The following is a 19,126-nucleotide window of genomic DNA, read 5'->3' as shown; positions in this document are numbered from 1 at the left end:
GGAGATGCTCTACCAACTGAGCTAATCACCCCCGCTGTGTGGAGTCGCATTATAGGGATCCTTCAAAGTGAGTCAACGGTTTTTAAAACTTAAATGTGCGTTCGCTTTAAAAATAATCATCGTGGGGCGGTTTTAGCCAATGTGCTGGTTTTATTAGCAGAAAAGCACACTACAAACAGCACAGCCGACGCGACAATCATTGAGGAATCATCCTCACCTGCTAGAATATGCGCACTGTTTTTTCGCGTTAACCCATTTTTTTGTCATCCAGACAATGAAATCTGCGCATTTAAGGCAATGCTGAATGAAAATCAAAACTCGCTTCGCACCCAGCCCAACGGGCTACCTGCACGTGGGCGGTGCTCGTACTGCTCTTTACTCGTGGCTTTATGCTCGTCACAACAAGGGCGAATTTGTACTGCGCATTGAAGATACCGATCTGGAGCGTTCCACCCCGGAAGCCATCGAAGCCATTATGGATGGCATGAACTGGCTGAGCCTGAACTGGGATGAAGGCCCGTATTACCAGACTAAACGTTTTGATCGCTATAACGCGGTCATCGACGAGATGCTGGAAGCGGGCACAGCATATAAATGCTATTGCAGCAAAGAGCGTTTAGATGCGCTGCGTGAAGAGCAGATGGAGAAGGGCGAGAAGCCGCGTTACGACGGACGTTGCCGCGACAGCCATGAACATCATGCGGCTGATGAGCCGTGCGTGGTGCGTTTCCGCAACCCGCAAGAAGGTTCGGTGATTTTTGACGACCAGATTCGTGGTCCGATTGAATTCAGCAACCTGGAACTGGATGACCTGATCATTCGCCGTACCGACGGTTCGCCAACCTACAACTTCTGTGTAGTGGTCGACGATTGGGATATGGGCATCACTCACGTCATTCGTGGCGAAGACCATATCAACAACACGCCGCGCCAGATCAACATCCTGAAAGCCATCGGTGCTGAAGTGCCGACTTACGCGCACGTTTCTATGATCCTTGGCGATGACAGCAAAAAACTGTCTAAACGTCATGGTGCAGTCGGCGTGATGCAATACCGTGATGACGGTTATCTGCCGGAAGCATTGCTGAACTATTTGGTGCGTCTGGGTTGGTCTCACGGCGATCAGGAAATTTTCAGCGTGCCAGAGATGGCTGAGCTGTTTACCCTGGATGCGGTCAGCAAATCCGCCAGCGCATTCAACACTGAAAAGTTGCAGTGGTTGAACCATCACTACATTAATACGCTGCCACCGGAATATGTGGCGACGCAGCTGCAATGGCACATTGAACAACAGAAGATCGACACCCGCACTGGCCCAGAGCTGGCCAAGTTGGTGACACTGCTGGGCGAGCGTTGCAAAACGCTGGTCGAAATCGCTGCTTCTTGCCGTTACTTTTATGAAGAGTTTGAAGCCTTTGATGCCGATGCAGCCAAGAAGCATCTGCGTCCTGTTGCGCGTCAGCCGCTGGAAGTGGTGCGCGATAAACTGGCAGCAATCAGCGATAGCGACTGGAACGCGGAGAATGTGCATAACGCCATTCAGGCCGCAGCCGATGAGCTGGAACTGGGCATGGGCAAAGTCGGTATGCCATTACGTGTGGCGGTAACCGGTGCGGGTCAATCGCCAGCCTTGGACGTGACGGTTGAAGCGATTGGGCGCAGTCGCAGCGTGGCGCGTATCGAGAAAGCGTTGGCCTTTATTGCCGAGCGCGAAGCCAACGCATAATGTGATGGGCTAAGTTCGATAAAAAAGCCGGAAGCACATGCTTCCGGCTTTTTTTATTCTTCCTGAATCCCCAGACGTTCCAATACGCCGCGAATTCCCTCACGCAATAACAACGCGGCAAATTGCTCTTGCTCCGCCGTTGTCATTTGCTGGACAGAATTTATTAATAACGCAGGTAACGTATTTTGTTGTGCACCGTAATTAGCCGCCGGTTCGTTCGCGTGGCGGGTGGATTGAACAAAGCTTTTTACGCGTTCATCAATGTGGATCAATCGCGCTTTACCGCCCTGAACACCGGGTTTTGGCGTGGTTGTCCAGTTTTCACGCTTAATCCACTTATTCACCGTTTGCCGACTGTAGCCCGTTTCCAGCGCGAGCTCCTCGGGGGTTAGCCATTCCTTTTTCACGATGCTGTCCCTGTTAAATACATTAGCTGTACATATTACAACAAAACGTAACGGGGAGAAGTAACCTGAACAGAAAATGCCTTTTGCTGTGAAACAAAAGGCAAAATTTCGTTATTGCGCTTCGCTAACTGCGGATTGTTCTGGACGGAAGGCGATGAAATAGGTGAGACCAACAAAGATGGCTCCACCCACGCCGTTGCCGAGGAACACGGCAACGACGTTTGGCGCAAAATCAGCCCAGGTCATCTGTCCGGCAAAAATGGCGGCTGGAACGATAAACATGTTAGCGATGACGTGCTGGAAACCGATCGCGACAAACGCCATCACTGGGAACCACATGCCAAAGATTTTGCCCACCACATCTTTACTGGCAAACGCCAGCCACACTGCTAAACACACCAGCCAGTTACAACCGATGCCAGAAATAAAGGCATGCAGGAAATCAGCATTCACTTTGGCATGGGCAATCGCCACGGTTTTCTTTAAGTAATCGCCTTCGGTCATGCCCAGCATGTGGCCAAAGAACCAGGCAACAGCCACGCTACCAATAAAGTTGGCGATGGTGACCCAAAACCAGTTACGCAGCACGCTGAAGCCGCTAATACGACGCGCGAACCAGGCAATTGGCATGGTCATCATGTTGCCGGTCAGCAGCTCACCGCCGGCCAGCACCGTCATGATCAAACCGACCGGGAACACCGCAGCGCCGAGCAGCACGCCGAATGAACCCCATTCTGGCGGCAATTGGTTGATGACATGCAGATCGAGCAGGAAGCCGGTGGCAATAAATGCACCCGCCATAAAGCCAAGAATTAATAAGGTGGAAACAGGCAGACGGCTTTTAGCCACGCCAGCTTGAATCGCCAGTTGAGCGATCTCTTTAGGTGTATGCAGCGACATAGTTCACTTTTCTTTTATTAAACAAGGAGGTATTTGCTGGCCGGTCTAAGAGATAAAACCCTGGAAGGTGGACCGGTTAATTAGCGCGCTAAGTTTTACACGCACCATTAACGAAAACAAGAATAATCCTAACATCTTTAACCAGTAGTTAACGTTGGTTTAGTGGTAAGCGAGTAACAAATCGCCGTTAAATGGCGATAGCCGCAAGGGATACGCTGAAAAAAAGCCATGCTGGCGCGGGGTTGCCGCCTTTTTCAGCGATCGAACACAGAACGAGAATTTGACGTTGACACTCAAGAGGCGGTTTCATATTATGCCGTCCGTCGAGTTTACTCGGCAGTTTTTCGGTTCGGGGGTATAGCTCAGCTGGGAGAGCGCTTGCATGGCATGCAAGAGGTCAGCGGTTCGATCCCGCTTATCTCCACCAAACAAACCCCTTCCCAAGGGTTTGACCGAAAAATTATTTCCAGATGTGGGGGTATAGCTCAGCTGGGAGAGCGCTTGCATGGCATGCAAGAGGTCAGCGGTTCGATCCCGCTTATCTCCACCAAATCTTTGTTCGTTCTGAACACCAAAAATCAATAAAAACACCACAAACTCATGCAGTGCATTTAGCGCTTTTTCGTTGCTATGGCCGCCATTGCTGACGACCCCTTTCTATGGTCAGGCATTTACCGCCTGCAACTGCAACACGCGGAAACCATGCGTGCCATCGCGATCCAGCTGTGCCACCAAACCGTATTCCCAATCAAGATAAGCCTGCATCACGCCAGGTTCGATATCGGTGCCTTCATACGGACGGCGATAGCGATCAATCGGCGGTGACAATAGCTGCTGCTCGCCTTGTTCGGTTGGCAATCCGGCTGCACGCCACGCGGCATTACCGCCTTCCAGCACAAATACCGGTTTGCCGGTTAACGCTGCGACTTGCTCCACTGCATAACCGGCCAACAAGCTGCTGCCGCAGGTTAAAACATAGCGACGTGCCTCTGGCAGCAGCTTTTTACCTTGCTGTTGCAGCGTGGATCGCAGCAGCCAGGCCGCGCCGGGAATGTGGCTGTTAAGATGATTGGCGCGTGTGGTGAAATCCAGTACCTGGGTTTGGCCTTCTTCCAGCCATGTTATCAACTGCTGTGGTGACACCAATTCAGGAGCTGCTACCGCTGGCACCTGCGCTTTCCAGTTGCCGGTTGCGCTGAAATCACTGCTCTGCAATTCATCTAAAACCGCAACCTGCCAACCCAATTGCGCCAGCCAGGATGCGGTCATATTGGCGCGTACGCCGTCATTATCAATCAACACAATGCGCGCACCGCGCACGCTGGCGTAATGATCGGTTTCCTGCACCAATTGACCGCCGGGCACATGGCGGCTTCCCGGCAGATGTCCCGCCGCGTACTCTTCAACATCGCGCACATCAAACAGATAGGTGGTGCGATTTTCTTGCTGCCAGCGTTTTAACGTTGCCAGCGGGATGCGCTCCACACCTGCGCGATCGGCAATGTTGCGTGCATTGTTGGCGGCCTGACGCTGCGCGGTTTCGCTGCTTGCGCCATAACGGCGTTGCTGGCCTTTATCCAGCGCATGTCCCGCCAGCGTCCAACCAATGGTGCCGTTGCGCAGCGCGAATACCGGATTGCGGATCCCGGCATTAACCAGCGATTGCGTGCCAATAATGCTGCGCGTGCGACCCGCGCAGTTAACAATCACTGTGGTTTCGGGCGAAGGCGCGAGATCGCGCACGCGCAGCACCAACTCGCCACCGGGCACGCTGGTGGCTCCGGGAATGCTCATGGTTTGATACTCGTCGAAGCGACGCGCATCCAGCACCACGACATTGGCATCGCTGTTGATCAGCTGATGCACTTCATCTGCGGACAGCGATGGCGTGCGATTGTGGTGCTCCACCAGTTCGCCGAACGCTTTACTCGGTGAGTTAACGTCAATAAACAACTCGCCGCTTGCCGCTTGCCATCCGGCCAGATCATCGGCCAACAGTGCGACATTGCTGTATCCCAGCGCGGCAATGCGTTCGGCCGCCGTTTGCGCCAGGCCTTCGCCGTTGTCGTACAACGTGATAGCAGTCGCGCGTTGTGGAATGCGATCCAGCAACTCAAGCTCTAGTTTTGATAGCGGAATATTCACCGCGAACAGCGGATGCGCGGTGGCAAAAAGCGCTTCATCGCGCACATCGACAATTGCCACTTCCTGCTGCTGGCGTAGAGCCGCAATGATGTCCGCCGCCTGGCGCAAAGGGAAAACCGGTTTAGTCATGTGAAAGATCCCAAATATTCGGTAAGTAGCGGTTGCTGTAACCGGAAATAAAAACTTTTTCGCTGCCGTCTTCGCGATACACCGCGCGTTTGACCGCGCCAATATTGGCGCCATACACGTGGATGCTAATCGAGACGCGATCGTTGAATGCGTTGCTGACGCGATGAATATCGCCCACCGTGGGCGATACCGCCTCTACACTGCCGGGATCGAGTCGCACCGGCGCGCCTTGCGGCTGTAAGCCATTGGGGCCGAGCTGCCATGATTGTGATATTTCGGCGCCGCGCAGCATGCCAATCAATCCCCACACGCGATGATCATGAATCGGCGTTTGCTGGCCTGGCCCCCAAACAAAACTCACCACGGAAAAGCGCTGTTGCGCATCGGCGTGCAGCAGATATTGTTGGTAGTGCTCGGCATGCGGTTGAGTAAAGGCTTCATCCAGCCAATCGTCATGGCGGATCAACTCGCCAAGCCATTCACTGCCATGTTGCAAAATCGTGGCTTCGTCCGGCTTGGTATCAAGCAAACCGGCTAAATTGGCGACGAAATCACGCAGGCGATGATGCTGATATTGGCTCATGATTTCAGGCGCTCCGTTTTTCAGCATCGGACAACGCCGCCACTTTCTCACGCGTCAGCGGAATCAATTCACGACCATATTCCACCGCATCGTTGAGCGGATCGAAGCCGCGAATCAGCACGCTGTGAATGCCGAGGCGATAATATTCCAGCAGCGCGTCCGAAACCTGTTCAGGCGTGCCAACCAGCGCAGTGGAGTTGTAGCCGCCTTGCACCAGTTTTGCGACGCCGGTCCACAGAACTTTGTCGAGGCGATCGCCTTCATTGGCTGCGGCCAGCAAACGTTGTGCGCCAACGCTTTGTGGCTTGGCTTTGCCAAAGGCAAAACCGCTTTCGTTAAGCTGTTTCTCAGCGGTAGCGCGAATATGTTCGGCGCGTTCCCACGCTTCTTTTTCGGTTTTGCCGAGAATCGGGCGGAATGAGATGTTGAAGTTGATCTCCCTACCTTGTTGCGCGGCGGCCGCGCGCACGGTGCGCACCGTCTCTGCTGCGCCTTTCAACGGTTCTCCCCACAACGCAAACACATCGGCATGGCGCGCGGCGACATCAATCGCTTCCTGTGACGATCCGCCAAAGTAGACCGGCAATTTCTTCTGCAGCGGTTTGATCGCCGAGAACGCCTGCTCGGCTTGATAAAACTGACCTTGATGATCATATGGCTGCGACGATTCCAGACTCTGCTTTAACACCGTCAGGAATTCATCGCTACGCGCATAACGTTCGGCTTTATTGAGGAAATCGCCATCACGACGCTGCTCGGCATCGCTGCCGCCGCTGATGATGTGCACTGCTAAGCGCCCGTCGGTAAGGTGATCCAGCGAGGCCAATTTGCGTGCCGCCAGCGTAGGCGAGACAAAACCCGGACGATGCGCCAACAAAAACTTCAGCGTCGAAGTTTGCGCGGCGGCGTGCGCGGTGACTAAAAATCCGTCCGGTTGATCCGACCAATAGCCAACCAAAATACGATCAAAACCGGCGGCTTCATGCGCGCGGGCAAAACGTGCGATGTAATCTTTATCGAACAGCGGGCCGCTGGCCGGGATGATTTCTGAGGCGAGGCGGTGGCCAATCATGCCAAGGAATTGAATGCTCATGCGGTTCTCCTGATGTGATGTCTTGGAGAAAAACTACGGGCGTAGGCGCTATGAACGGAAATTCAATATTGTGCAAAGGTTTTGCGATTAACGGTGAAGCAGCGACTGGCGGGAAGAAGAGAGGATAAAACCAGGATAGAACGGATAGAAATAATTAAGAAGAGAAGGGCGAGCCGCAGCTCGCCCTGTCGATCAGAAGGCCAACACCAGACCGGCGATGGCGGCCGAAAGCACGCTCACCAACGTTGAGCCGTACAGCAGTTTCAAGCCGAAGCGTGAAACCACATTGCCTTGTTCTTCGTGCAGACCTTTAATCGCACCTGCCACGATTCCGATAGAGGAGAAGTTAGCAAAGGAGACCAGGAACACCGAAAGAATGCCTTCCGAAGTTGGCGTCAACTGACCCGCGATTTTCTGCAAATCCATCATGGCGACAAATTCGTTAGAAACCAGTTTGGTTGCCATGATGCTGCCCACTTGCAGCGCTTCATGCGCCGGCACGCCCATCACCCAAGCGAATGGATAGAATACGTAACCCAACACGCCCTGGAAGCTGATGCCGAAAATCATGTCGAACAGCGCGTTCAGACCGGTAATCAACGCGATAAAACCAATCAGCATCGCGGCAACAATCATCGCCACTTTGAAACCGGCAAGGATGTATTCACCCAGCATTTCAAAGAAGCTTTGACCTTTATGCAAATCCTGCAATTGCAGATCTTCTTCGCTATCAACGCGATACGGGTTAATCAGCGACAGTACAATAAAGGTGCTGAACATGTTCAGTACCAGCGCTGCTACCACATATTTTGGCTGCAACATGGTCATGTAAGCACCAACAATCGACATGGAAACCGTCGACATTGCGGTTGCTGCCATGGTGTACATGCGGCGCTGTGACATTTTGCCAAGGATATCTTTATAGGCGATGAAGTTTTCTGACTGTCCCAAAATCAGAGAGCTGACCGCGTTAAAGGATTCCAGTTTGCCCATGCCGTTGATTTTTGACAGCACCGTACCGATACCGCGGATTACCCACGGCAGAATGCGGAAATGCTGCAAAATACCGATCAACGCAGAGATGAAGATGATTGGGCAAAGCACGTTGAGGAAGAAGAACGCCAGGCCTTTTTCACTCATATTGCCGAACACGAAGTTGGTACCTTCAGCAGCATATTTGAGCAGATGATCGAAGAAACCTGCAAAGCCCTGCACAAAGCCGAGACCGATGGATGAGTTCAGGAAGAACCATGCCAGCAGCAACTCAATGACCAGAAGTTGAACGATATAACGAATGCGAATGCTTTTACGATCGTTGCTGACCAGTAAGGCCAGTGCAGCAACTACCACCAGTGCTAAAATAAATTGCAAAACATGGGACATATCGGCTCCAAATTTGAGGAGGGTTGTATTTTGCTGCGTATTCTATGTAACGCGTTACTTAAAAACGAGATCAAAACCACATTATAAGTATTCGATATCGCCTTATTTCTCAGATAAGTCTCACCCATCACAACCCGATTACAAATTCTTCACAAGAAGTATCCACAAAAACATTGTCTATAAAATGAGCCAAGAGTAGAGTCAATTCCATTGCCACTACGTTTGGTGAGAACAAGCTTTACCAAAATGTATAGCAATGGCTATACTTCATAGCACCATCTATTAATACAATAACTATAACCACATTTCACTTGCCTTGCTTACCCCTTAAGCTGCTCGGGTCAACAAGCATTAAGACAGGGTACAACTATGTTAGAAAGCCGCACCGCTGAGCGCGCAGCTCGCGGAGCCAGAAAGATCAAACTCGCGCTGCTGGGTCCCGCTTTTATTGCGGCGATTGGCTACATCGATCCCGGCAACTTTGCGACTAACATTCAGGCCGGCGCTGCCTACGGCTATAAGCTGCTATGGGTGGTGGTGTGGGCTAACGTCATGGCGATGTTGATCCAGTTAATGTCGGCCAAGCTTGGCATTGCCACCGGCAAAAATCTTGCTGAGCATATACGCGATCGCTTCCCACGTCCGGCGGTGTGGTTCTATTGGGTGCAGGCGGAAATCATCGCCATGGCCACCGATTTGGCCGAATTCATTGGCGCGGCGCTCGGATTTAAATTGCTGCTCGGTATTTCACTGTTGCAAGGCGCGGTGTTAACCGGCATCGCCACTTATCTGATTTTGATGCTGCAAAGTCGTGGGCAAAAACCGCTGGAACTGGTGATTGGCGGCCTGCTGCTGTTTGTTGCCGCAGCCTATATTGTTGAGCTGTTTTTCTCGCAGCCAAAAGTAAGCGAATTGGTGATCGGCATGGCGTTGCCATCGTTGCCCACTTCTGACGCGGTATTTCTGGCCGCTGGTGTGCTAGGCGCAACCATCATGCCGCACGTGATTTATCTGCACTCAGCGCTGACGCAGCATGGCAATGTCGGCAGCAAAGCGGAGCGTTACTCCTCGACCAAGCTGGATGTTTCCATCGCCATGACCATCGCCGGCTTTGTTAATCTGGCGATGATGGCCACCGCCGCCGCGGCATTTCATTTCAGCGGCCATTCCAGCATTGTCGATCTCGACCAAGCGTATTTGACGCTGCAACCGCTGCTCGGTCACGCCGCCGCGATTGTTTTCGGCCTGAGCTTGGTGGCTGCCGGTCTCTCTTCCACGGTGGTCGGGACGTTGGCGGGTCAGGTGGTGATGCAGGGCTTTATCCGCTTCCACATTCCTTTGTGGTTCCGCCGCACCATTACTATGTTGCCTTCCTTTATTGTGATTTGGGCGGGCTGGGATCCGACACGCATTTTGGTGATGAGCCAGGTGCTGCTGAGTTTTGGTATCGCGCTGGCGTTGATTCCGCTGCTGTCGTTTACCGGTAATCGTGAATTGATGGGCGATGAGATGGTCAACTCGAGGCTGATGCAGAATGCCGGACGATTGATTGTGGTGTTGGTGATTGCGTTGAATCTTTACTTACTGGTCGGTGAAGCGCTCGGCTGGTAACGGTGCGACAGAAAGAAAAATCCCGGTATTAACCGGGATTTTTTGTTTAATGATGATGGTGATCGTGGCGATCATCATGGCGATGATCGTGACGCCAATGGTCGCGTCGTTCACGTTCATGCCAGCGGCGTTCGCGCTCACGTTCATAGGCGCGATGACGTTTCCACTCTTCGTGACGCCACCAGCGATGATCATCGTAGCGATAACGATCGTTCCACCAACGCGGTTCACGCCAGCGGCCGCCATCCCAGTAATTACCATGGCGATCGCGATCGCCGAGATGCAGCGTAACGCCTGGGCCTAAGTTGATGGTGGCGCTGTCGGCTTGTGCTGTGCTGATAGCCAACGGGGATAATGTTGCCAGCAAGGCGGCAAACAAAATGGCACGTTTCATAGTTTCTCCTTTTCAGTAGCTTATACCTGCTACCGTTGCGCTAGTGTGCCATATTGAACCAAGCGCGCCTTGAGAAAAACTCCTAAAACGTTGAGGTTATTCTGAAATGAGAATTATCTGCTGCAGATAAAGCCCGGCAAAGGCCGGGCGGGTAAGCGTTTACACTAAAATATTATGGATAGCGTTAATCTCGTCCTGACTCAGCGTTGGCTGGCTCAACATCTCAACCGCATCATCAATTTGCGCGGTTTTACTGGCGCCAATCAGCACCGATGTGACACGCGTATCGCGCAGCACCCAGCTCAACGCCATCTGCGCCAGTTTCTGGCCGCGCTGCTGCGCAATCTGTTGTAGCTGGCGCACTTTTTCCATTTTCTCTTGCGTCAGCTGGCTCTCATTGAGGAACTTGCTGCCGCTGGCGATACGAGAATCTTCGGGAATGCCCTGCAAATAGCGATCGGTCAACACGCCGCCCGCCAATGGGGAGAAAGCGATACAACCCACGCCGTTATCGCCCAGCACATCCAGCAAGCCTTGCTCTGGCGTGCGCTCAAACATCGAATAACGCGGCTGATGAATCAGGCACGGCGTGCCGAGATCGCGCAGAATCGCAATCGCTTCAGCCGCTTTATCCGCCGGATAATTTGAGATCGCCGCGTATAACGCTTTGCCCTGACGCACCACCTGATCGAGCGCGCGCATGGTCTCTTCCAGCGGCGTTTCGGGGTCGGGACGATGGTGATAGAAAATATCCACGTACTCCAATCCCATACGCTTCAAACTTTGATCAAGACTGGAAATCAGATACTTGCGCGAACCCCAATCGCCGTAAGGGCCGTCCCACATGGTGTAACCGGCTTTAGTGGAAATCACCAGTTCATCGCGTAGACCGTGGAAATCCTCACGCAAGATGCGGCCAAAGTTGGATTCGGCTGAACCCGGCGGTGGACCATAATTATTCGCCAGGTCGAAATGCGTGATGCCGCGATCAAAAGCGTGGCGCAACAATTCACGGCTATTATCAACGCGCGTGCTGTCGCCAAAGTTGTGCCACAAACCCAGCGAAATAGCCGGTAATTTGAGGCCGCTTCGGCCACTGCGACGATATTGCATCTGTTGATAACGTTCAGGATGGGGAAAAGCAGTCATGCAGCGTTCCTGTCTCAAGAGGGGAGAAAGTGACATCAGCATAGCAGTGTATGCGTTTACACTAAGGTGAAATGGGCCGAAGATCGCAACTTACAGAATTATCTGTCGTCGTAACGATTGCTTGCCACAAATCGCAGCGCCACGATGCTGAAAATCTCGCCAATTCAGCCACATCGCTGATACTTCTCAACATCCCCTTGAGAAGGAGCTGTCGATGAAAACCCTTAATGTTGGCGACTATTTACTCCACCGTTTGCAACAAGCAGGCATCCATCATTTGTTCGGCGTGCCAGGCGACTACAACCTGCAATTTCTCGACAGTGTGATTGCGCATCCTGATATCGCCTGGGTTGGCTGCGCCAATGAACTGAATGCCGCCTATGCCGCTGATGGTTACGGCCGTTGCAACGGTGCCGCCGCGCTGTTAACCACTTTCGGCGTAGGCGAATTGAGCGCGATAAACGGCATTGCCGGTAGCTACGCCGAATATGTGCCGGTGATTCACATCGTGGGCGCACCCGCCAGCCAGGCGCAGGCGAATGGCGATTGCGTACATCATTCATTAGGCGATGGCGATTTCGGCCATTTTTTGCGTATGGCGCAGGAAATCAGCGTGGCTTCTGCGGTGCTAACGCCAGAAAATGCCGTGGCCGAGATTGATCGGGTAATTGCCGAAGCGCTTAAACAACATCGCCCCGGATACTTATTGATGGCGGTGGACGTGGCGGCGGCAGAGGTGGCCATGCCAAATCATGCCGAGCAACAGCCAGAACATCAGCGTTCAGTGGCGGCCGCTTTTGCCGATGCCGCCGAGCGTTTATTAGCACCTGCACAACGCGTATCGCTGCTGGCCGATTTTCTTGCCTCACGTTGGCAATTGCAATCCCAGCTTGCCGCACTGCGCCAGTGGCGCGCTATTCCTGCCGCCACCTTATTAATGGGCAAAGGCGTGCTGAATGAGCAGCAGCCTGGCTTTGTCGGCACATACTCCGCAGAAGGCAGCAGCGAGGCGGTGCGCCAGGCGATTGAAAATACCGATGTCACTTTATGCGTCGGTGTGCGCTTTACCGATACGCTAACTGCCGGATTTACCCAACATTTGCCCGAACCGCGCGTGATCGATCTGCAACCGTTTCAGGCCACGGTTGCGGGCGAAGTGTTTGCGCCGCTCAGCATGCAGCACGCATTGGAAGCTTTGCTGCCGATTTATCAGCGTCACAGCGCCCACTGGCAACTGGCTGAGGTGCCAGAATGCGAAGAAAGTAAGCACATTGATGCGGCAGTAATCAGTCAACAGGCATTCTGGCAAGCAATGCAGCGCTTCTTACAGCCGGGTGATATTATCCTTGCCGATCAAGGCACCGCGGCATTTGGTGCCGCCTCACTGCGCTTGCCGCAGGATGCGCAATTATTGGTGCAACCGCTGTGGGGATCGATTGGCTATACTTTACCCGCCACCTTCGGGGCGCAAACCGCACAGCCAGATCGCCGCGTGATCCTGATTATCGGCGATGGCTCAGCGCAGCTTACCATTCAAGAGTTGGGCTCGATGCAGCGCGATGGTCAGCAGCCCATCATTTTCTTACTGAATAACGATGGCTACACGGTTGAGCGGGCGATTCACGGCGCAGAGCAGCGTTATAACGACATCGCGCAGTGGAACTGGACCGCGCTGCCGCAGGCGATGAGCGTAGATTGCGCGGCACAAAGCTGGCGCGTGAGTGAAACGGTGCAACTTGACGCGGTGATGGCGCAATTAATGCGTAATCGTCGTTTGTCGCTGGTGGAAGTGGTGATGGACAAACAGGACTTGCCGCCGCTGCTACGTAAGGTTACCGCCGCTTTGCATCAGCGCAACAGCGGTTAAATTCGGAAAGTTGCCGCTGTGCAGCCCGCCGGGCGATCGGTAGGCTGTGCAGCATCTTTGAATGGACGCGCCCATCATGTCAGGTGGGCGTTGTTGTTTTATTGGCAGGCTTTTATAGTGTCCTGCAATTGTTTATGACCCAAGCGGAGCAGCAGAAGAATGACAACATACGCCCTGGTCGGCGATGTGGGCGGTACCAATGCCCGTCTCGCATTGTGTGAGGTGGAAACTGGCGCTATCTCTCAGGCCGAAACATTCTCAACATCAGACTACGACAATCTCGAAGCGGTGATTCGTCATTATCTCGACGAACAAAAACAGGACATCAAACATGGCTGCATCGCCATTGCTTGTCCGATCACCGGCGATTGGGTGGAGATGACCAATCATGATTGGGCGTTTTCGACCAAAGCGATGAAGGAAAATCTGGCGCTGGAAAGCCTGGAAATCATCAACGATTTCACTGCGGTATCGATGGCGATTCCGATGCTGAGCGAAAAAGAAGTGATTCAGTTTGGTGGCAAATCGCCGATTGAAGGCAAGCCGATTGCGATTTATGGCGCTGGCACCGGTTTGGGCGTTAGTCATTTGGTGCACGTCGATAAACGTTGGATCAGCTTGCCGGGCGAAGGCGGTCACGTGGATTTCGCACCGAACAGTGAAGAAGAGGGCGAAATTCTGGAAGTGCTGCGTGCTGAGCTGGGCCACGTTTCGGCGGAGCGCGTGTTATCCGGTTCGGGCTTAGTAAACTTGTATCGCGCTATTGTAAAATCCGACGATCGTGAGCCGGAAAACCTCAAACCGAAAGATGTCACCGAGCGCGCGCTGAAAGACAGCTGCATCGATTGCCGTCGCGCGTTGTCGCTGTTCTGCGTCATTATGGGCCGTTTTGGCGGCAACCTGGCGTTGAATCTCGGCACCTTTGGCGGCGTGTATATTGCCGGCGGTATCGTGCCGCGCTTCCTGGATTTCTTTAAAGCGTCAGGCTTCCGCGCGGCGTTTGAAGACAAAGGCCGCTTCCGCGATTATCTGGTGGATATTCCGGTGTATATGATCACGCACGATCAACCGGGATTACTCGGCGCGGGCGCCCATCTGCGTCAGGTGCTGGGCCGCGAACTGTAATACTTTCTGGCGAGCGGCGCCCGCCGTTCGCCTTACAATCTCATCAATAGCCGAAAGGCTTTCACCTTGCTACGGCTCACCGGCACTTGCGCATCCAAATCACGCAGTTTCAATAAATAGGTATTGTTAAACCAGGGTTCGATTTCACGGATCTTGCTTAAGTTGACGCAATATGAACGGTGACAGCGGAAAAACTGTTGTTCCGGTAAACGGCTACAAAACTCACTGATCACCATCGACATCACATAAGCTTCGCGCCGCGTGTAGACAAACGTCAGCTTTTCATGCGCTTCCACGTAATAAATCTCGTTGATATCGGTAACGATGATGCGTTCGTCTTTCACCAGATTGACGGTTTGCGGTGCGCTAATTGCCGCGTGCGGCTGCGACTGTTGCTGCACGCTGGCTTCCAGTTTGCGCAGCATGGTGACAATGCGTGATTCGTGATACGGCTTGAGAATGTAGTCAAATGCATCCAGTTCAAACGCGTCTACCGCATGCTCTTTCCACGCGGTGATAAACACAATCAACGGCTTATGGGCAAATTGGTTAATGTTTTGCGCCAGCAGCATGCCATCCAGCGAGGGAATGTTGATGTCGAGGAATATCACATCAACGCGATGGGTTTGCAGATATTTCAGCACTTCCAGCCCGTCATCAAAGCAGGCTTCTACTTCGATTTTACTGTGTTGCTGAATCATCCAGCTCAACTCTTGCTGCGCAAGAAATTCGTCTTCAACGATGATGGCTTTCACGCAGAGGTTTCCGTGGTGGGGCGCAGCGGCGCGGGCAGTGGCTGACCATTCTTGCTCAGGGTAAAGGCAATTTCAGTACCGGGATGATGACGCGTAATCGTTAATCCGTGGCCGGAGAGGAGTTTCACCCGATGATGCACATTTAACAGGCCAATCTTATTGCCGGGCATCTCATTGCGTGCCACGCGATTCATCACATCGTCGCTGATGCCGTCGCCGGTATCACGCACCGCTACGCGCACCCGATCGCCCAAATCTTTCACACTCAAAGTCACCACGCCTTTGCCGCGACAAGGCTGAATGCCGTGCACAATGGCGTTTTCTACCAGCGGCTGAATCAGCAAGCTGGGCAAGGTGAAATGCAGGTCCTCATCGACGTCATAAATCATCGACAGCTTATCGCCAAAGCGCGCCTGCTCAATCGCAATGTAATCTTTCACCTGCCACAGCTCTTTCTTGATATCGATAAGTTCGTCATCGTTGAGTTCGAGGTTGTAGCGTAGATAGCGCGAAAGGTTGATCACCAACTGGCGGGCGGTATCTGGATTAAGCCGGATCGAAGAGGAGATCGCGTTCAGCGCATTGAACAGGAAATGCGGGTTGATTTTGCTTTGCAGCGCGCGCAATTCCGCTTTATTCGCCATCTCTCGCAGTTGCTCTGCACGCGACACTTCCAACTGGGTTGAGATGATTTGTGACAGGCCAATCGCCATCTCTTTTAACGAGCCGGTGATGCGATGCGCGCGGCGATAATATATTTTCAGCGTGCCGGTGACTTCCCCTTTTTCCCAAAGGGGAATAACTAACATTGAGTGGATATCTTTGGTGCGATGCGCTTCATCATTGTTCTTGATGATGATTTTTCCGCTGGAGATCGATTGCGCGGTAGTTGGGCTAATGGCGTCATCGCCGTTGTGATAGTTCTGCTCGCCGTAGCCGACGTAGGCCAGAATCTGTTTGGTATTGGTGATGGCAACCGCATCGGCATGAATGTCGGTGCGAATGATATCGCACACTTTATGCAACGATTGGCTGTCCACCTGACGAAACAGCGGCAGCGTTTTGTTAGCGATTTCCAATGCCAACTTGGCCTGACGTGCGGCAATCGCCTCTTTTTCCCCTTCCACACTCTGCACCAGCAGCACGATCAAACCGATGCTGGATGCGCCAAGAATCATCGGCAGCGCAATCTCGGCAACAATCGCTAATCCCAGCGCCATCGGCTTGGCCCACAGCACGATCAGCAGCATGGTCAGGCTCTCGCACAGCATGCCGCCGAGAATCCCGGCACGCCAACGCTGCTCTTTGCTAATGCGGCGATTAATCACGCCAGAGGCAATGCCAGCAATAATGCTGGTGATCAAACAAGGCACCGCTGTAACGCCATCCATATCAATCAGATAGCGATGTAAACCGGCGATGATGCCGGTCGCAATCCCGACCCACGGGCCAAACAATATGCCGCCGGACATCACCGCAATCACGCGCACATTCAGCAGCGAACCGTCGACATTAATGCCAGACCAGGTGCTGAACAGCGCGAATAGCGAGAAGATTGCCGTCACCACCACTTTTTCACGCACCGAATGTTCGTCTTTTTGCAGCAGTTGACGGAACACCCGCGTGCGAGTGAGGAAGAATAAGCAGATCAGCATCAGCGCTGCGCGGTCAAATACCGCCAGCAGCATGTCGAAGTGGGAAGGCAAAGGCAGCTCTCGGACAAAGCAAGAATGCGGCTATGATAAAAAATGTGATCGAGATCCGCCAGCACCACGGCAAGCTGCAGACGCTTCTTATAGCTTGGATCAATTTTAGGCTTTTCGGTCACCATAAATAGCGTATCAAAAAAAAAGAGGAAATCCTGAGTAGTAAAAAGAGGATTAGCCAAACCGTGCGCCGATCGCTGGTTGTGGTAGATCCAGTTTGCTATGTTGCCGTATACAAAATCGCGGAGCCTGGCAATGCAATTACTTACCCCACGTTTGTCCTTGAGCCGATTACAGGCGGAAGATTGGCAGATTTTCAAAGCGGTGCATCAAGACACTGCCACCATGACGTGGGTCAGTGAAATCCCGGATGAAAATGACATCCGCCAGCGCTTTACCGAGCGGCTCGCGCCGTGGCAAGCCAGCAGTTTTCACATGCTTTGCCTGGTCGCCAGAATCCGTGCAACGGGCGAGCCAATTGGTTTGTTTGGCTGTAGCGCGGAATGGCATCCTTATCGTCAGGCGGAAGTAGGCTACATGCTGCTGCATGCGTATACCGCACAAGGTTACGGCAGTGAAGCGCTTGATGCGCTCTGTACTTTTTTGCTGCAAGCAGAATTTCATAAGCTGAAAGCGATGGTGATTGAGGGGAATTGGCCGTCACGACGTATTTTGGAGAAGAATGGTTTCGAGCTTGAGGGTACGCTGCGGGATAATTATCTGTTAAACGGCCAATGGGTGAGCGATTGGGTGTTTGGTCGCCTGAATCCTGAGAATTAGAATTTTTTTATTCTGCTCTCGACAATCTTGTTATCAGCACGTTATGTTCTTGGGGCGGTCACCACAGTGACCCACGTCGCTCGGACGGTCCGGGCGCTTACGTAATCCAGAGGATCTCATGGCTGATAACAGCACACCCCGTCGTTTCTCGCGTATTGAACGCCTGCCCCCGTATGTATTTAACATTACCGCTGAATTGAAGATGGCTGCACGTCGGCGCGGCGAAGACATCATCGATTTTTCGATGGGAAATCCAGACGGCCCCACGCCGCCGCACATCGTCGAAAAACTCTGCCAGGTGGCGCAGCGCGAAGACACGCACGGTTACTCAACCTCGAAAGGTATTCCACGTTTACGTCGCGCGATTTCGCGTTGGTACGCAGACCGTTATCAGGTCGAAATCGATCCGGAATCAGAAGCGATTGTCACCATCGGTTCCAAAGAGGGGTTGGCGCATTTGATGCTGGCAACGCTCGATCACGGCGACACCGTGTTGGTGCCCAATCCGAGCTATCCGATTCACATTTATGGCGCGGTGATTGCCGGTGCGCAGGTACGTTCCGTGCCGCTGGTGGCGGGCGTTGATTTCTTCAACGAGCTGGAACGCGCGATTCGCGAAAGTTATCCGAAGCCGAAAATGATGATTCTCGGTTTCCCGTCGAACCCCACTTCGCAATGCGTTGAACTGGATTTCTTCGAGCGCGTGATTGCGCTGGCGAAGCAGTACAACGTGCTGGTGATTCACGATCTGGCGTATGCCGATATCACCTATGATGGCTGGAAAGCGCCTTCGATCATGCAGGTGCCCGGTGCGCGCGATGTGGCGGTTGAATTCTTTACCCTGTCGAAAAGCTACAACATGGCGGGCTGGCGTATCGGCTTTATGGTCGGTAACAAAGAGCTGGTTGCGGCGCTGGCGCGCATCAAAAGCTATCACGATTACGGTACTTTCACGCCGTTGCAAGTGGCTGCGATTGCTGCGCTGGAAGGTGATCAGCAATGCGTACGCGATATCGCCGAGCAGTACAAACGTCGCCGTGATGTGCTGGTGAAAGGCCTGCACGAAGCGGGCTGGATGGTTGATCTGCCGAAGGCATCAATGTACGTGTGGGCAAAAATTCCCGATCACTACGCGCATCTCGGTTCGCTGGAATTCGCCAAATTGCTGTTGCAGGAAGCGAAGGTGTGTGTGTCGCCGGGCATCGGTTTTGGTGATTACGGTGATACACACGTGCGTTTTGCGCTGATTGAGAACAGCGATCGTATTCGTCAGGCGGTACGCGGGATTAAAGCCATGTTCCGTGCCGATGGCATTTTGCCGGGAACGGTGAAAGCGCTGGAAGAAGAGGAAGAGTAAAACTGAATGGGGCGAC

16 protein-coding genes and 2 tRNA genes are annotated in these 19,126 nt (G+C 53.1%); 8 read left to right on the top strand and 10 right to left on the bottom strand.

What is annotated here, in order from left to right; genetic code table 11:
• Positions 1–304 precede the first annotated feature (304 nt).
• Positions 305–1,726 carry a glutamate--tRNA ligase gene (gltX, locus tag ABDW13_RS15040; protein ID WP_343553365.1) on the top strand — a complete coding sequence of 474 codons (1,422 nt, stop codon included), beginning with the start codon at positions 305–307 and terminating at the stop codon, positions 1,724–1,726.
• Between the two features lie 53 nt (positions 1,727–1,779).
• Here the strand turns inward: gltX and ABDW13_RS15035 are convergent, their stop codons facing one another.
• Both ABDW13_RS15035 and ABDW13_RS15030 read right to left on the bottom strand, forming a co-directional pair.
• Positions 1,780–2,133, bottom strand: a complete 354-nt coding sequence (locus ABDW13_RS15035; protein ID WP_343553364.1) for a YfeC-like transcriptional regulator — start codon at positions 2,131–2,133, stop codon at positions 1,780–1,782.
• A gap of 111 nt (positions 2,134–2,244) precedes the next feature.
• Complete coding sequence (locus ABDW13_RS15030) at positions 2,245–3,033, bottom strand: formate/nitrite transporter family protein (RefSeq protein ID WP_343553363.1); 789 nt, start codon at positions 3,031–3,033, stop codon at positions 2,245–2,247.
• Between the two features lie 351 nt (positions 3,034–3,384).
• Between ABDW13_RS15030 and ABDW13_RS15025 the strand changes: the two genes are divergently transcribed.
• A tRNA-Ala gene (locus ABDW13_RS15025) sits at positions 3,385–3,460 on the top strand.
• Between the two features lie 47 nt (positions 3,461–3,507).
• Positions 3,508–3,583: transfer RNA gene (locus tag ABDW13_RS15020), tRNA-Ala, on the top strand.
• 113 nt (positions 3,584–3,696) lie between these two features.
• Here the strand turns inward: ABDW13_RS15020 and ABDW13_RS15015 are convergent.
• From ABDW13_RS15015 to ABDW13_RS15000, 4 genes are all read right to left on the bottom strand, one after another.
• Positions 3,697–5,307 carry a rhodanese homology domain-containing protein gene (locus ABDW13_RS15015; protein WP_343553362.1) on the bottom strand — a complete coding sequence of 537 codons (1,611 nt, stop codon included), beginning with the start codon at positions 5,305–5,307 and terminating at the stop codon, positions 3,697–3,699.
• Positions 5,300–5,890 carry a cysteine dioxygenase gene (locus ABDW13_RS15010; protein WP_343553361.1) on the bottom strand — a complete coding sequence of 197 codons (591 nt, stop codon included), beginning with the start codon at positions 5,888–5,890 and terminating at the stop codon, positions 5,300–5,302. The genes ABDW13_RS15015 and ABDW13_RS15010 overlap by 8 nt, the downstream gene beginning before the upstream one ends.
• Before the next feature lie 4 nt (positions 5,891–5,894).
• Positions 5,895–6,983: an LLM class flavin-dependent oxidoreductase gene (locus ABDW13_RS15005; RefSeq protein WP_343553360.1), complete on the bottom strand. Its 1,089-nt coding sequence runs from the start codon at positions 6,981–6,983 to the stop codon at positions 5,895–5,897.
• A 192-nt stretch (positions 6,984–7,175) separates the two neighbouring features.
• Positions 7,176–8,366, bottom strand: a complete 1,191-nt coding sequence (locus tag ABDW13_RS15000) for a NupC/NupG family nucleoside CNT transporter (protein WP_343553359.1) — start codon at positions 8,364–8,366, stop codon at positions 7,176–7,178.
• Positions 8,367–8,735: 369 nt separating this feature from the next.
• Between ABDW13_RS15000 and ABDW13_RS14995 the strand changes: the two genes are divergently transcribed.
• Positions 8,736–9,977: an Nramp family divalent metal transporter gene (locus ABDW13_RS14995; RefSeq protein ID WP_343553358.1), complete on the top strand. Its 1,242-nt coding sequence runs from the start codon at positions 8,736–8,738 to the stop codon at positions 9,975–9,977.
• 46 nt (positions 9,978–10,023) lie between these two features.
• On the opposite strand, the gene ABDW13_RS14990 is transcribed toward ABDW13_RS14995, so the two are convergent.
• Both ABDW13_RS14990 and mgrA read right to left on the bottom strand, forming a co-directional pair.
• Complete coding sequence (locus ABDW13_RS14990) at positions 10,024–10,371, bottom strand: DUF2502 domain-containing protein (protein WP_343553357.1); 348 nt, start codon at positions 10,369–10,371, stop codon at positions 10,024–10,026.
• 159 nt (positions 10,372–10,530) lie between these two features.
• Positions 10,531–11,520 (bottom strand): L-glyceraldehyde 3-phosphate reductase, encoded by a 990-nt coding sequence (gene mgrA / locus ABDW13_RS14985; RefSeq protein WP_343553356.1) that lies wholly within the window; start codon positions 11,518–11,520, stop codon positions 10,531–10,533.
• Between the two features lie 214 nt (positions 11,521–11,734).
• Here mgrA and ABDW13_RS14980 point away from each other — a divergent pair, with 214 nt between their 5' ends.
• Both ABDW13_RS14980 and glk read left to right on the top strand, forming a co-directional pair.
• On the top strand, positions 11,735–13,387 hold the full coding sequence (locus tag ABDW13_RS14980; RefSeq protein ID WP_343553355.1) for a thiamine pyrophosphate-binding protein: 1,653 nt from the start codon (positions 11,735–11,737) through the stop codon (positions 13,385–13,387).
• 159 nt (positions 13,388–13,546) lie between these two features.
• Positions 13,547–14,512, top strand: coding sequence for a glucokinase (gene glk / locus ABDW13_RS14975; RefSeq protein WP_343553354.1), 966 nt, complete (start codon positions 13,547–13,549; stop codon positions 14,510–14,512).
• Positions 14,513–14,544: 32 nt separating this feature from the next.
• Here glk and ABDW13_RS14970 read toward each other — a convergent pair whose 3' ends face one another.
• Positions 14,545–15,267, bottom strand: coding sequence for a LytTR family DNA-binding domain-containing protein (locus tag ABDW13_RS14970; RefSeq protein WP_343553353.1), 723 nt, complete (start codon positions 15,265–15,267; stop codon positions 14,545–14,547).
• Positions 15,264–16,955, bottom strand: coding sequence for a sensor histidine kinase (locus ABDW13_RS14965; protein WP_343553368.1), 1,692 nt, complete (start codon positions 16,953–16,955; stop codon positions 15,264–15,266). Before ABDW13_RS14965 ends, ABDW13_RS14970 begins: the two co-directional genes overlap by 4 nt.
• A gap of 273 nt (positions 16,956–17,228) precedes the next feature.
• Here ABDW13_RS14965 and ABDW13_RS14960 point away from each other — a divergent pair, with 273 nt between their 5' ends.
• A complete protein-coding gene (locus tag ABDW13_RS14960) occupies positions 17,229–17,753 on the top strand; it encodes a GNAT family protein (protein WP_343553352.1) in 525 nt (174 codons plus the stop codon).
• Between the two features lie 118 nt (positions 17,754–17,871).
• Positions 17,872–19,110, top strand: coding sequence for an alanine transaminase (gene alaC, locus ABDW13_RS14955; RefSeq protein ID WP_343553351.1), 1,239 nt, complete (start codon positions 17,872–17,874; stop codon positions 19,108–19,110).
• Positions 19,111–19,126: the final 16 nt, after the last annotated feature.

Source organism: Pantoea sp., assembly GCF_039594315.1.
Classification (GTDB): domain Bacteria; phylum Pseudomonadota; class Gammaproteobacteria; order Enterobacterales; family Enterobacteriaceae; genus Pantoea.
The sequence above is the reverse complement of the archived record's forward strand: the minus strand, read 5'-3'. Positions and strand labels throughout refer to the sequence as shown.

Bases quoted from the DNA above. Each gene is read 5' to 3' on its own strand.
- gltX (WP_343553365.1), top strand. From the start codon at position 305: ATGAAAATCAAAACTCGCTTCGCACCCAGCCCAACGGGCTACCTGCAC.
- ABDW13_RS15030 (WP_343553363.1), bottom strand. From the start codon at position 3,033: ATGTCGCTGCATACACCTAAAGAGATCGCTCAACTGGCGATTCAAGCT.
- ABDW13_RS15015 (WP_343553362.1), bottom strand. From the start codon at position 5,307: ATGACTAAACCGGTTTTCCCTTTGCGCCAGGCGGCGGACATCATTGCG.
- ABDW13_RS15010 (WP_343553361.1), bottom strand. From the start codon at position 5,890: ATGAGCCAATATCAGCATCATCGCCTGCGTGATTTCGTCGCCAATTTA.
- ABDW13_RS15005 (WP_343553360.1), bottom strand. From the start codon at position 6,983: ATGAGCATTCAATTCCTTGGCATGATTGGCCACCGCCTCGCCTCAGAA.
- ABDW13_RS15000 (WP_343553359.1), bottom strand. From the start codon at position 8,366: ATGTCCCATGTTTTGCAATTTATTTTAGCACTGGTGGTAGTTGCTGCA.
- ABDW13_RS14995 (WP_343553358.1), top strand. From the start codon at position 8,736: ATGTTAGAAAGCCGCACCGCTGAGCGCGCAGCTCGCGGAGCCAGAAAG.
- ABDW13_RS14990 (WP_343553357.1), bottom strand. From the start codon at position 10,371: ATGAAACGTGCCATTTTGTTTGCCGCCTTGCTGGCAACATTATCCCCG.
- mgrA (WP_343553356.1), bottom strand. From the start codon at position 11,520: ATGACTGCTTTTCCCCATCCTGAACGTTATCAACAGATGCAATATCGT.
- ABDW13_RS14980 (WP_343553355.1), top strand. From the start codon at position 11,735: ATGAAAACCCTTAATGTTGGCGACTATTTACTCCACCGTTTGCAACAA.
- glk (WP_343553354.1), top strand. From the start codon at position 13,547: ATGACAACATACGCCCTGGTCGGCGATGTGGGCGGTACCAATGCCCGT.
- ABDW13_RS14965 (WP_343553368.1), bottom strand. From the start codon at position 16,955: ATGCTGCTGGCGGTATTTGACCGCGCAGCGCTGATGCTGATCTGCTTA.
- ABDW13_RS14960 (WP_343553352.1), top strand. From the start codon at position 17,229: ATGCAATTACTTACCCCACGTTTGTCCTTGAGCCGATTACAGGCGGAA.
- alaC (WP_343553351.1), top strand. From the start codon at position 17,872: ATGGCTGATAACAGCACACCCCGTCGTTTCTCGCGTATTGAACGCCTG.